This is a genomic window from Pseudarthrobacter sp. P1, assembly GCF_050156935.1.
Lineage (GTDB): Bacteria > Actinomycetota > Actinomycetes > Actinomycetales > Micrococcaceae > Specibacter.
In genome coordinates, this window is the sequence record NZ_CP189584.1 from 1,609,227 (window position 1) to 1,621,902 (window position 12,676).

Genomic DNA, 12,676 nt, shown 5'->3' on the forward strand with positions numbered 1-12,676 from the left:
CATGAACCTCTCCCCCGACACCGCCCCGCCGATCCGGGTGGCGCTGGTGGATGACCAGCAGCTGGTCCGCCACGGCTTCAGCATGCTCATCAACAGCCAGAGCGACCTGGACGTGGTGCTGCAGGCCGGCAATGGCCACGAGGCGCTCGCCGGGCTGGCCGCCACCGCCGCCGACGTGGTGCTGATGGACGTGCGCATGCCCGGCATGGACGGCATCGAGACCACCCGCCGGCTGATGGAGCGCACCCGCGCCGCCGTGCCGGGATCGTGGCTGGCGGAGCTGAAGATAGTGGTGCTGACGACCTTTGACCTGGACGAATATGCGCTCTCCGCCATCCAGGCCGGGGCCAGCGGCTTCCTGCTCAAGGACGCCCCGCCCGAGGAGCTGCTGGAGGCCATCCGCACGGTGCACCGCGGCGACGCCGTCATCGCCCCCTCCACCACCCGGCGCCTGCTGGACCATGTGGCGCCGCTGCTCAGCGCCCCCAGCCCGGCCCGGGACGCCCATTCCGCTGCGGTGGCGAGCCTGACCGCCCGCGAGCGCGAGGTCTTCGGCCTGATTGCCCAGGGGCTGTCCAACCCGGAGATCGCCGCGCAGCTCTTTGTCTCCGAGGCCACGGTGAAGACCCATGTGGGGCACATCCTGGCCAAGCTTGGCGCCCGCGACAGGGTGCAGATCGTGGTCATCGCCTATGAGACGGGCGAGGTCTCCCCGGGATAAGCGTCCCGGGATAAGCGTCCCGGGATAAGCACCCCGGAAGGAGCATGGGTTCCTCCACCCACGGGAGGAGGGACCGCCGTCGTCCGCGCCGCCGAATCCATCCCTGGGCCGATCCGCTCCCCCGGGGCAGGGACATAGCGTGGACCCATGATCACCTCCACCGAACAAATCCAGACAACGCACTTCGCCGTCACGGCGCGGGGACTGTCCAAGACGTACGGCCGCGGGGAAACGGCCGTCGCCGCCCTGAAGGGCATCGACATCTCCTTTCCGGCCGGCAAGTTCACCGCCATCATGGGTCCCTCGGGCTCGGGCAAGTCCACGCTGATGCACTGCCTCGCCGGGCTGGACACCGCCACCTCGGGCACCATCCACCTGGGCGGCACCGAGCTGACCGGGCTCAGCGACAAACTCCTGACCCAGCTGCGCCGCGACCGGATCGGCTTTGTCTTCCAGGCCTTCAACCTCGTCCCCACCCTGACCGCCGAGGACAACATCACGCTGCCGGTGGCGCTCGCCGGCGGCACCGTGGACAAGGAATGGTTCACGTTCATCACCACCACGCTGGGCCTCACCGAGCGCCTGGCGCACAAGCCGCACGAGCTCTCCGGCGGCCAGCAGCAGCGCGTGGCCGTGGCCCGGGCCCTGCTGACCCGCCCGCAGGTGGTCTTCGGCGACGAGCCCACCGGCAACCTGGACTCGCGCGCCGGCGCCGAGGTGCTGGGCATGCTCCGGCGCAGCAGCCGCGAAATGGGCCAGAGCATCATCATGGTCACCCACGATCCCGTGGCCGCCGCCTACGCCGACCGCGTGGTGTTGATGAGCGACGGCGAGCTGGTGGGCGAGCTGGCGAACCCCACCGCCGAGTCCGTGATGGCCGCCCTCGCCACGCTGGGGGCATAGCCGTGCTTGCCGTAGCCCTGGGGCAGCTCAAGACCCATTCCCGGCGGTTCATCGCCATCTCCCTGGCTGTCATCCTGGCCGTCGCCTTCCTCACCGCCACCCTGACCGTAAACGCCTCCACCCAGGCGTCGCTGAAGGCCAGCATCGGCCAATCCTTCGGCACCGCGGACCTGGTGGTCTCCTCCACAGATGGCACCCCGCTGGATGCGAAGGCGGCCGACGCCGTTGCCTCCGCCGCGGGCGTGCGGGCCTCCTATGCCCAGCAGCTGGCGTACGTCCAGGCATCCACCGGCACCGCCGTCGTGTCGGGCGTGGTCAGCAACCTGCCGGCCGCCATGGAGCTGGAAACGGCAAAGCTGGTCTCTGGAGTGTGGCCCGCGGCCGCCGGTGAGGTGGCCGTCGACGCCGCCACGGCCACCCGCAACCAGCTCGCGCTGGGCGATGCCATCACCCTGCGCTCACTTTCGGCTCCCGGCACCGGACAGGCCCCCGGAGTCCCCGCCACCATCACCGGGCTGCTGGCCCCCACCAACGATCCCCTGATGTCCAGCCAGTCCCAGCTGCTGGCCCCGGCCGCCACCGTGGCCCAACTGGCCGGCAGCCCCACCAGCTACAGGCGCATCACCGTGGCGCTCGCCCCCGGCGCGGATGCCGGCGCCACCCGGTCTGCCATTTCCACGGCGCTCACCGGCGCGGGAGCCGCCACGGCATCGGTGCTGACGGCCGATGAGCAGACCAAGGCGCTGGTGGCCAGCTTCACCGGCGGCTCCAATGCGCTGACCATGGTGCTGCTGGCCTTCGCGGCCATTGCGCTGCTGGTCTCCGCCCTGGTGGTCTCCAACACCTTCTCCGTGCTGGTGGCCCAGCGCACGCGCGAACTGGCGCTGCTGCGCTGCGTGGGCGCCAGCCGGGCGCAGATCCACCGCTCCGTCCTCCTCGAGGCCCTGGTGGTCGGCGCCATCGCCTCCGCCGCGGGTGTGGCACTGGCCGCGGGCGGGATGTCCCTCCTGGTTGCCGGGCTGGCCCAAAATCCCGACTACGCCTTTGCCACCCTGGATGTACCGCCGTCGGCCATCATCACCGGTCTGCTGGTGGGCATTGCGCTGACGGTGCTCTCCGCTCTGGCGCCCGCGCGGGCGGCCACCGCCGTCGCCCCGCTGGCCGCCCTGCGCCCGCAGGAAGACGCCTCGCTGGCCAACTCCCGCGGCCGGGTCCGCCTCGTGGTGGGTGTGGTGTTGCTGCTCCTGGGCGGCGCGGGGCTGGTGGTTGGCGGACTGACTTCCCAACTGCTCATTGCCCTCCCCTCGGGTGCCTTGTCCTTCGTGGGGCTGTTGATGGCGGCCAGCCTGTTCATCCCCCGGCTGGTGGCCGCGGCGGGCAAGCTGGCCGCACCTGCCGGCGTCCCCGGCAGGCTCGCCGCCGTCAACGCCGTCCGCAACCCCGGCCGCACCACCGCCACGGCGTCGGCCCTGCTGATCGGCGTCACCTTGGTGACGATGATGATGACCGGGGCTGCCACCGCGCGCACCGCCTTCGACAACTCCCTTGACGGCCGATATCCGGTGGACGTGGCTGTCGAGGGGGCGCAGGTGCCCTTCACGGCCGCGCAGCTCGACAAGGTCCGGTCGCTGGCCGGTGTGAGCGCCGTGGCCCAGCTGCCGGTGGTGGGCTCCGTGGAATCCAGGGGAGCCACCGAACCCGTCTACGGCATCACCGGCGCCGATGCCCGGGCCGTGCTGGTGAATGCCGCGAACCGGCCCGCCCCCGGCACCCTCGTGATGCGCAAGGGAACCAAGGACACCTCGCTGTCGGTCGCCGCCGGTGCCGTGCAGACACCGCTGCCCGTGGCCATCGCCACCAGTTCATCGTTCCCCGCTCTGGTGTCGCTGGACACGCTGCCTGCCCTGCCCGCACCGCAGGCCGGCGCACTGCAGTCCGGGGCGCCGGAGGCCGGCGGGATGGATTCAGTGGCCGGTCGGATGGCCGGCACCTCGGCGCTCTGGGTGGCGGTGGACCCCGGCATCAGCCAGGACACGCTGCTGGGCCTGCGCCAGCAGATTGCCTCCGCCCTGGGCGTGGAGGAATACCAGGTGCAGGGCGGCGCCGTGGAAAAGGCCATGTTCAACCAGGTCATCGACGTGCTGCTTCTGGTGGTGACGGGACTGCTGGCCATCGCGGTGCTGATCGCCCTGATCGGTGTGGCGAACACGCTTTCGCTCTCCGTGCTAGAGCGCACCCGGGAGAACTCGCTGCTGCGCGCATTGGGCCTGACCCGCGGCCAGCTGCGCGGCATGCTGGCCCTGGAGGCGGTGCTCATTGCCGCCGTCGCGGCCACCATCGGCTCCGCCCTGGGGGTGGTCTACGGCTGGCTGGGCGCGCAGTCCGCACTGGGATCCTTCACCATCGTCACGGCCACCATCCCGTGGGGCCAGGTGGGGCTGGTCATCGGCGTCGCCGCGGCCGCCGGCCTGCTGGCCTCGGTGGTGCCGGCGCACCGTGCCGCACGCCTCTCCCCCGTGGCCGGCCTCGCCGCGGAGTAGCCGGGGTACGCACCGGAAACTGCCACCGTTTCCGTGTTCTGCCACCGCTGCACAGCGGTGGCAGAACCCGGAAGCGGGCGCAGAATCCGGCGGCGCGAAGGGCCTACGCCTGGACGGGCTCCTCGTACTTGGGGAAGATCGGCGTCGGGGCGGGAAGCGCCGTTCCGGGGACCAGCGGGGTGCCGAACGCGGCGAACTCGCGGGCGCCGTCGTGCTCCTGGCCCAGCACATCCAGCAGCTGGCCGGCGGCACCGGGCATCACGGGCTGGACCAGCAGGGACACCATGCGCAGCACCTCCAGGGTCACGTACAGCACCGTCTCCATCCGGGCCACGTCCGTCTTGCGGAGCACCCAGGGGGCCTGCTCGGCAAAGTAGGCGTTGGTGTCGCCCAGCACCGTCCAGATCTGCTCCAGCGAGCGGTGGAAGTCCTGCTTCTCGTAGGCGGCGCGGGAGAGCTCCAGCAGCGCACCGGCGGCCTCAAGGATGGTCTTGTCGGCCACCGTGAACTCGCCCGGTGCCGGCACAGCGGCGCCGCAGTTCTTCGCCACCATGGACAGCGACCGCTGGGCCAGGTTGCCGAGGTTGTTGGCGAGGTCGGCGTTCATCCGGCCGACGACGGCGTCGTGGTTGTAGGAGCCGTCGGCACCGAAGGGGACCTCGCGCAGCAGGAAGAAGCGCACCTGGTCCAGGCCGTACTGGGCCACCCACTCGGCCGGGGCCACGACATTGCCCAACGACTTGGACATCTTCACGCCGTTGTTCTGCAGGAAGCCGTGGATCATCACGCGCTTGGGCAGCTCGAGCCCGGCGGACATCAGGAAGGCGGGCCAGTAGACGGCGTGGAAGCGCGAGATGTCCTTGCCGATGACGTGGACGTCGGCCGGCCAGAACTTCTTGAAGGTCGCGGACTCGGTGTCGGGGTAGCCGATGCCGGTGAGGTAGTTGGTCAGCGCGTCCACCCAGACGTACATGACGTGCTTGTCATCGCCGGGCACCGGGACGCCCCAGTCGAAGGTGGTGCGCGAGATGGACAGGTCCTCCAGGCCGCCCTTGACGAAGCTGATGACCTCGTTGAAGCGGCTGCGCGGGGCGCCAAACTCCGGGCGCTCCTCGTAGAGCGCCAGCAGCTTGTCCTGGTAGTTGGAGAGGCGGAAGAAGTAGCTCTCCTCCTCCGTCCAGGTCAGCTCGGTGTCGGTGACCTTTGAGTAGCGCTTGCCATCCGCGCGCTCCTCGGTCTCGTCCTCGCCGTAGAAGGCCTCGTCGCGGACCGAGTACCAGCCCTCGTACTTGCCCAGGTAGATGTCTCCGGCGGCTTCCATCTTGGCCCAGATGGCCTTCGACGCGGCGTAGTGGTCGGCGTCGGTGGTGCGGATGAAGCGGTCGTAGGAGATGTCCAGGGCCTTGTGCGCGGCCTTGTAGGCCAGCACGTTGCGGTCCACCAGCTCCTTGGGCGTGATGCCCTCCTTCTCGGCCGTGTGGGCAATTTTCATGCCGTGCTCGTCCGTGCCGGTCAAGAACATCACGTCATGGCCGTCCAGCCGCTTGAAGCGGGCCATTGCGTCGGTGGCAATGTACTCGTAGGCGTGCCCGATGTGCGGTACGCCGTTGGGGTAGGTGATGGCCGTGGTGATGTAGAAAGGCGTCTTGCCTGCGTCAGAAGATGTCACCTTAAGAAATTACCCCGTCCGCGGCGCAAAAGCTCATTTGTCGGTTAAACGACGACGGCGGCTGCCCTGGACCGGGCGGCACGGTACACCGCAACCACCACCATCAGGACCACCAGTGCCGGAATGTACTGCCATCCGCCGTCAACGGGATCAAGGCGGCCGGAGGCATTCATGGACCCATGCAGGAGGCCCAGAATGAGGATGCTGCCGCCCGTTTCGCTGTACACCATGCCCATCAGGTACCGCAGGACGAGGGCAAAGCCGAACAGGATCCCCCAGGAGATGGCCACGCTGGTCCAGGGTGTGGCGGCAAAACCCCGGTCGGCGAAGGCCTGCGGCAAGTGGATCAGGGCGAACGGAATGGCGGTCAGCAGCGAACCGGTGAGCACACCCCTGCGTTCCATCAAACGGCGCTGCACCACCCCCGCCCACGCCAATTCCTCCCACACGTTCCCCAGGAGTGCGCCGATGACCACAGCCTGCACGAGGTAGAGCCCCACCGCGGCAGCCCACCCCTGGCCGGGTTCCCGGAGCGTTCCCGTCACCGCGGCGGCAAGAAGGGTCAGGGCGGGCACGGCCACGAGGGCCACCACATACCAACCGGCACCAACCCGCCAGCGCACCACACCGCCGAAAAGGCGTTTGATGCCCGCACGGCCGTTGGCCGCCGCCGTCACCAGCACCGAGAGGCCCAGCAGGAGGACCAGTTCAACGATGAGTCCGGGTGTAATGTCGCCCAGCAGCCAGATGGCCAGGCATTGGGCCAGCCAGGTCAGTGAGATCAAGGGGATCAAAAGGGCCATCACCGGATGGGCCGTGATCCGGGCGCGGCGGCTGCCCGCAGCGGGCGGGCCGGAACCCCCCGGGTCCGGGGTGCCAGGAGGCGGAATGTTTCGCTCAACGCTCATGGTGAGCCCTCTAACCAGGCCTAAAATCACCAACTTGCTTCTCAGGAACAGGCTACGCCCCCAGCGCCCGCGGAGGGGTGGCTGGCGAACGGGAGCCGAAACCCGGTGGGACGGCCGGGTCTCGGCAAGCCCGACCAGCGAGGCCGGAGGTCTCGGTCCCCGCTCGACCGGCGAAACCCCGGGAGGTTAAACGACGACGACGACGGCACCCGCGAAGGGGCCGTCGTCGTCGTTCTACTGCGGAGGGGTTCAGTCCTCCAGGTCGACCTCGCGGGCCATTGTGGCGCCGATCTCGGTCTTGATGGCGTCCAGCACCTCCTGCGGCACGGAGCTGTCGACGGTCAGCAGTGACAGGGCCTGGCCGCCCACCGTGTTGCGGGCCACCTGCATGCCGGCGATGTTGATGCCGTTCTCGCCCAGGATGCGGCCCAGCGTACCGATGACGCCCGGACGGTCGGCGTAGGAGATGACCAGCAGGTGGTCGCTCACCGGGATCTCGAGGTCGTAGCCGTTGACGGCAACAATCTTCTGGATCTGCTTCGGACCGGTCAGGGTGCCGGAGACGGAAACCGTCGAGCCGTCCGAGAGCGCGCCGCGGACGGTGAGCACGTTGCGGTACTCGGCGGACTCGGTGGTCTTGATCAGGCGGGTGTTGATGCCGCGCTGCTCGGCCAGGATGGGGGCGTTGACGTAGGAAACCTGCTCGGAAACGATGTCTTTGAAGACACCCTTCAGGGCGGAGAGCTCCAGGGCCTTGACGTCCAGGGCGGCAATCTCGCCGGCCACCTCGACGTCGATCTGGGTGACGGAGTCGTGGGTAAGCGCGGTGAAGATCCGGCCCAGCTTCTCGATCAGCGGGATGCCGGGGCGCACGTCGGGGGCGATGACGCCGCCGGCAACGTTGACGGCGTCGGGCACCAGTTCGCCGGCCAGGGCCAGACGCACGGACTTGGCCACGGAGACGCCGGCCTTTTCCTGGGCCTCGTCGGTGGAGGCGCCCAGGTGCGGGGTGACGACGACGTTGTCCAAGGACAGGAACGGCACATCCTTGGCCGGCTCCTTGACGAACACGTCAATGCCGGCGCCGGCGATCTCGCCGGTGGTCAGCGCGGTGTGCAGCGCCTCTTCGTCCACCAGGCCGCCACGGGCGACGTTGATGACATAGGCGGTGGACTTCATCTTCTTGAAGGCCTCAGCGCCGATCATGCCGACCGTCTCGGGGGTCTTGGGCATGTGGATGGTGATGAAGTCGCTCTGCTCCAGCAGCTCGTCCAGGGTGACCAACTTCACGCCCAATTGCGCTGCGCGCGCGGATGTTACGTAGGGGTCGTACGCCAGGATCTCCATGTCGAAGCCCTGGGCACGGGCGGCGATCAGCGCGCCGATGCGGCCCAGGCCGATGATGCCGAGCTTCTTTTCCAGCAGCTCGGTGCCGGTGTACTTGGAGCGCTTCCACTCACCGTGCTTGAGCGCGGTGCTGGCGGCCGGGATGTGGCGGGCCAGGGAGAGGATGTGGCCGATGGTGAGCTCGGCGGCGGAGACGATGTTGGAGGTCGGTGCGTTGACGACCATGACACCGGCCTGGGTGGCGGCCTTGATGTCCACGTTGTCCAGGCCAACGCCCGCGCGGGCAATGACCTTCAGGTTCTTGGCGGCGGCAATGGCCTCGGCGTCGACCTGGGTGGCGGAGCGCACCAGGATGGCGTCGACGTCCACGATTGCGGAGAGCAGCTCGGATCGGTCCGCCCCGTCGCAGTTGCGGATTTCAAAATCGGGGCCGAGAGCCTCGATCGTGGCGGGCGAAAGTTCCTCTGCAAGGAGTACAACTGGCTTGGCGGTTGTCACCGGTGACCTCTTTAGCTCTCGTTTAATTCTGGTGGGGATTTTGGTGAATGGTTTTCGACAGAAAAGCCGGACTCCAGCCTAGTGGAGTCCGGCTTCCCCGCCGTAACAAAGGACGACGGCGATTGGCCTCGGGTGCCGGGTGGCTGCGCGCCCTTCGGCTGGGCCGATGCCCACCCCGCCCGCTTCGCGGACGCCCGAAGCCGCTCCCGGGTGGGCCATCGGCCCAACCTCAGAGCGGGCGCGCAGCCACCCTCCGACAATCGCCGTCAGTGCTCGCAATTAGCGGGCGACGGAGCCTTCGGTGTAGTCGTCAGTGGTCTTCCAGGAGAAGAGGCTGCGCAGTTCGCGGCCGGTGGCCTCGATCGGGTGGGCCTCGCCCTTGGCGCGCAGCGCCAGGAACTCCGGCGCGCCGGCATCCTGGTCGTCGATGAAACGCTTGGCGAAGGCACCGCTCTGGATGTCGGCCAGAACGGCCTTCATGTTCTCCTTGACCTCCGGGGTGATCACGCGCGGGCCCGAGACGTAGTCGCCGTACTCTGCGGTGTCGGAAACGCTCCAGCGCTGCTTGGCAATGCCGCCCTCCCACATCAGGTCGACGATCAGCTTGAGCTCGTGCAGGACCTCGAAGTAGGCGATTTCCGGCTTGTAGCCGGCCTCGGTCAGGGTCTCGAAGCCGTACTGGACCAGCTGGGAGGCGCCGCCGCAGAGGACTGCCTGCTCGCCGAAGAGGTCGGTCTCGGTCTCTTCGGTGAAGGTGGTCTCGATGACGCCGGCACGGGTGCCGCCGATGGCCTTGGCGTAGGACAGTGCCAGTTCCTTGGCGCCACCGGTGAAGTCCTGCTCCACGGCGATCAGGTCCGGAATGCCGCGGCCTGCCTCGAACTCGCGGCGCACGGTGTGGCCCGGAGCCTTCGGGGCAACCAGGGCGACGTCGACGTCGGCCGGCGGGGTGATGTAGCCGAAGCGGATGTTGAAGCCGTGGCCGAAGAACAGGGCGTTGCCGGCGGAGAGGTTCGGGGCGATGTCCTCTGCGTAGACAAAGCGCTGGACCTGGTCCGGGGTCAGGATCATGATCAGGTCGGCTTCTGCCGTTGCTTCGGCAACGCTGAGAACACGCAGGCCCTCTGCCTCGGCCTTGGCGATGGACTTGGAGCCTTCCTTCAGGCCGACGCGGACGTCGACGCCGGAATCGCGCAGGTTCAGCGCGTGGGCGTGGCCCTGGCTGCCGTAGCCGATAACGGCGACCTTGCGACCCTGGATGATGGACAGGTCTGCATCGTCGTCGTAAAACATGTCGGTCACTTGTAACTCCTCATTAAATGGTTTGTACTGCTAAGTTTTTGCATTTAGTTTTCCCACCCACTGCACAGGCAGCGGGAAAACGGGAAAGCGCTTAGGAAGCGCGAAGTGCCCGGTCGCTCATGGAACGGGATCCCCGTCCAATGGCCAAGGTGCCGGATTGCACAATCTCACGGACGCCGAACGGCTCCAGCACGTTGAGCAGTGCTGCGAGCTTCTCCGGGTGGCCGGTGGCTTCAATGGTCAACGAGTCGGTGGACACGTCGACAACCGAAGCGCGGAACAGGTCTGCGGCTTGGGTGACCTGCAGCCTTGTTGCGGCGTCCGCACGGACCTTGACCAGGATGTGGTCCCGTTGCACGGAATTGTCTGAGACCAGTTCAACAATCTTGATCACATTGATCAACTTGTTGAGCTGTTTGGTGACCTGTTCGATCAGGTCGCCCTCGGCGTCGACCACCACAGTCATCCGGGAAATCCCGGGGACCTCGGTGGGGCCAACTGCCAAAGAATTGATGTTGAAGGCACGGCGGGCAAAGAGGCTGGCCACACGGGTCAGCACACCGGGCTTGTCTTCAACCAGAACGGAAAGTGTATGCCGGGTCATCTCTAGTCCTCCTCTTCCCACACAGGGGTCATGTTGCGGGCAACCTGGATCTGGTCATTGCTCACTCCGGCGGGCACCATCGGCCACACCATGGAGTCGGGGCTGACCACAAAGTCGATCACCACGGGACGGTCGTTGATGGCCAGGGCGGCCTCAATGGTGGCGTCGATGTCCTCGGTGCGCTCACAGCGCAGGCCGACGCAACCATAGGCGTCGGCCATCTTGACGAAGTCCGGGATGCGGACGGTGTCGTGGCCGGTGTTCAGGTCCGTGTTGGAGTAGCGGCCCTCGTAGAAGAGGGTCTGCCACTGGCGGACCATGCCCAGGGAGGAGTTGTTGATGATGGCAACCTTGATCGGAATGTTGTTCAAGGCGCAGGTGGCCAGTTCCTGGTTGGTCATCTGGAAGCAGCCGTCGCCGTCGATGGCCCAGACCACGCGGTCCGGGTTGCCCACCTTGGCGCCCATGGCAGCCGGGACGGAGTAGCCCATGGTGCCGGCGCCGCCGGAGTTCAGCCAGGCGTGGGGGCGCTCATACTTCACGAACTGGGCGGCCCACATCTGGTGCTGGCCCACACCCGCCACGTACACGCCCTCGGGGCCGGTCAGGGCACCGATCCGGGAGATGACGCGCTGCGGGGACATCAGGCCGTCTTCGGGTTCGGTCCAGCCCAGCGGGTAGGTTTCCTTGAGGTTGTTCAGGAACGCCCACCAGTCGCCCAGATCCGGGGTGCCCTTGGCCTCGAACTCGGCCTTCACGGCGGCGGTGAGGTCCGGGATGATCTCCTTGACCGAGCCAACAATCGGCACGTCCGCGATGCGGTTCTTGGAGATCTCCGCCGGGTCGATGTCCGCGTGGATGATCTTCGCGTGCGGGGCAAAGGTGGACAGCACACCGGTGACGCGGTCATCGAAGCGCGCGCCGAGCGTGATGAGCAGGTCCGCCTGCTGCAGTGCCGTGACGGCGGAGACCGTTCCGTGCATGCCGGGCATGCCCACGTGTTGCGGGTGCGAGTCCGGGAAGGCGCCGCGGGCCATCAGCGTGGTGGCCACGGGGGCCCCGGTCAGCTCGGCGAGGGCCAGCAGCTCCTTGGAGGCGTGGGCCTTGACGACGCCGCCGCCCACGTAGAGCACGGGCTTCTTGGCCGCGGCGATCAGCCGGGCGGCCTCACGCAGCTGCTTGGAGTGGCCGCGGAACACCGGGCGGTAGCCGGGCAGGTCGATGGTGGGCGGCCAAGAGAAGGTCATCTGGCCCTGCTGGGCATCCTTGGCCACGTCCACCAGGACGGGGCCGGGGCGCCCGGTCGAAGCCAGGTGGAAGGCCTCGGCCATGATCCGCGGGATGTCGTTCGGGTTGGTCACCAGGAAGGAGTGCTTGGTGATGGGCAGCGTGATGCCCACGATGTCCGCCTCTTGGAAGGCGTCGGTGCCGATGACACCGCTGGAGACCTGGCCGGTGATGGCCACCAGGGGCACGGAGTCCATGTGGGCGTCCATGATCGGGGTGACCAGGTTGGTGGCACCGGGGCCGGAGGTGGCGATGCAGACGCCCACCTGGCCGGTGACCATGGCGTAGCCCTGGGCGGCGTGGCCGGCACCCTGCTCGTGGCGGACCAGGATGTGGTTCAGGCTGGAGGCCATCAGCGGGTCGTAGGTGGGAAGGATCGCGCCACCGGGCAGGCCGAAGATGTCCTTGACGCCGAGCTCTTCAAGCGAGCGGACGATGGCCTCGGAGCCGGTCATCTGGATGGGGGCAACAACATTGTTGGGACCCATGACGGAGGAGGCGGGAAGCGCGGCGATATTGCCTGTGGGGGCTGCGCCGGCATGGCCGGGAGACTTTGCTGCCAGCAGCGAGGGGCTGGCGGGCGATCCTTTACTCATCGGATTCTTCCTTAGTGGAACTCAGGTTCACGTATAGAGATAGTCAGGGCGTCGTTCATGGTTCATGTGGTCTTGAGTTGCCGCTGGTGGTGGAAACAAAAAAACCCCTCAGCCTGTGAGGCTCGTGGAGGGGTTCGCACGTGATCGTAGTTCGACCCGGTTTGTGCCGGAGAGACGTAATCTTGTGGATTACTTTACGTCACGCGCTAGCTAATGACGACTACGAGTTTCAGTTGCATATCTGTAGTTTTCCTTTTAGGTCTCCGCAGTGTCAAACAGTGCAGCCAGCGTCTCACATATT

The 12,676-nt window shown here is 67.4% G+C and carries 9 protein-coding genes; 3 read left to right on the plus strand and 6 right to left on the minus strand.

Annotated features, from left to right (window positions below):
- The first annotated feature begins 1 nt into the window (after position 1).
- The 3 genes from ACQCSX_RS07645 (at position 2) to ACQCSX_RS07655 (ending at position 4,164) form a co-directional block, all read left to right on the plus strand.
- Positions 2-721 carry a response regulator gene (locus ACQCSX_RS07645; RefSeq protein ID WP_427018410.1) on the plus strand — a complete coding sequence of 240 codons (720 nt, stop codon included), beginning with the start codon at positions 2-4 and terminating at the stop codon, positions 719-721.
- A 147-nt stretch (positions 722-868) separates the two neighbouring features.
- The gene (locus ACQCSX_RS07650; RefSeq protein WP_427018411.1) at positions 869-1,624 is read left to right on the plus strand and encodes an ABC transporter ATP-binding protein; all 756 of its coding nucleotides are present in this window, start codon (positions 869-871) and stop codon (positions 1,622-1,624) included.
- Positions 1,625-1,626: 2 nt separating this feature from the next.
- Entirely contained in the window at positions 1,627-4,164 is a 2,538-nt protein-coding gene (locus ACQCSX_RS07655; protein WP_427018412.1) for an FtsX-like permease family protein, read from the plus strand.
- 103 nt (positions 4,165-4,267) lie between these two features.
- On the opposite strand, the gene metG is transcribed toward ACQCSX_RS07655, so the two are convergent.
- The 6 genes from metG to ACQCSX_RS07685 form a co-directional block, all read right to left on the minus strand.
- Positions 4,268-5,833 (minus strand): methionine--tRNA ligase, encoded by a 1,566-nt coding sequence (gene metG / locus ACQCSX_RS07660; RefSeq protein WP_427018413.1) that lies wholly within the window; start codon positions 5,831-5,833, stop codon positions 4,268-4,270.
- A gap of 44 nt (positions 5,834-5,877) precedes the next feature.
- A complete protein-coding gene (locus ACQCSX_RS07665; protein ID WP_427018414.1) occupies positions 5,878-6,741 on the minus strand; it encodes a CPBP family intramembrane glutamic endopeptidase in 864 nt (287 codons plus the stop codon).
- A 249-nt stretch (positions 6,742-6,990) separates the two neighbouring features.
- The gene (serA, locus tag ACQCSX_RS07670) at positions 6,991-8,586 is read right to left on the minus strand and encodes a phosphoglycerate dehydrogenase (protein WP_427018415.1); all 1,596 of its coding nucleotides are present in this window, start codon (positions 8,584-8,586) and stop codon (positions 6,991-6,993) included.
- 279 nt (positions 8,587-8,865) lie between these two features.
- Positions 8,866-9,888, minus strand: a complete 1,023-nt coding sequence (gene ilvC, locus ACQCSX_RS07675; protein WP_427018416.1) for a ketol-acid reductoisomerase — start codon at positions 9,886-9,888, stop codon at positions 8,866-8,868.
- A 91-nt stretch (positions 9,889-9,979) separates the two neighbouring features.
- A complete protein-coding gene (gene ilvN / locus ACQCSX_RS07680; protein WP_427018417.1) occupies positions 9,980-10,492 on the minus strand; it encodes an acetolactate synthase small subunit in 513 nt (170 codons plus the stop codon).
- Positions 10,493-10,494: 2 nt separating this feature from the next.
- Positions 10,495-12,375, minus strand: coding sequence for an acetolactate synthase large subunit (locus ACQCSX_RS07685; RefSeq protein WP_427018418.1), 1,881 nt, complete (start codon positions 12,373-12,375; stop codon positions 10,495-10,497).
- Positions 12,376-12,676 lie beyond the last annotated feature (301 nt).

What these genes read in the sequence shown, in the direction of transcription:
- ACQCSX_RS07645 (WP_427018410.1), top strand. Translation starts at nt 2, where the DNA reads ATGAACCTCTCCCCCGACACCGCCCCGCCGATCCGGGTGGCGCTGGTG.
- ACQCSX_RS07650 (WP_427018411.1), top strand. Translation starts at nt 869, where the DNA reads ATGATCACCTCCACCGAACAAATCCAGACAACGCACTTCGCCGTCACG.
- ACQCSX_RS07665 (WP_427018414.1), bottom strand. Translation starts at nt 6,741, where the DNA reads ATGAGCGTTGAGCGAAACATTCCGCCTCCTGGCACCCCGGACCCGGGG.
- ilvN (WP_427018417.1), bottom strand. Translation starts at nt 10,492, where the DNA reads ATGACCCGGCATACACTTTCCGTTCTGGTTGAAGACAAGCCCGGTGTG.
- ACQCSX_RS07685 (WP_427018418.1), bottom strand. Translation starts at nt 12,375, where the DNA reads ATGAGTAAAGGATCGCCCGCCAGCCCCTCGCTGCTGGCAGCAAAGTCT.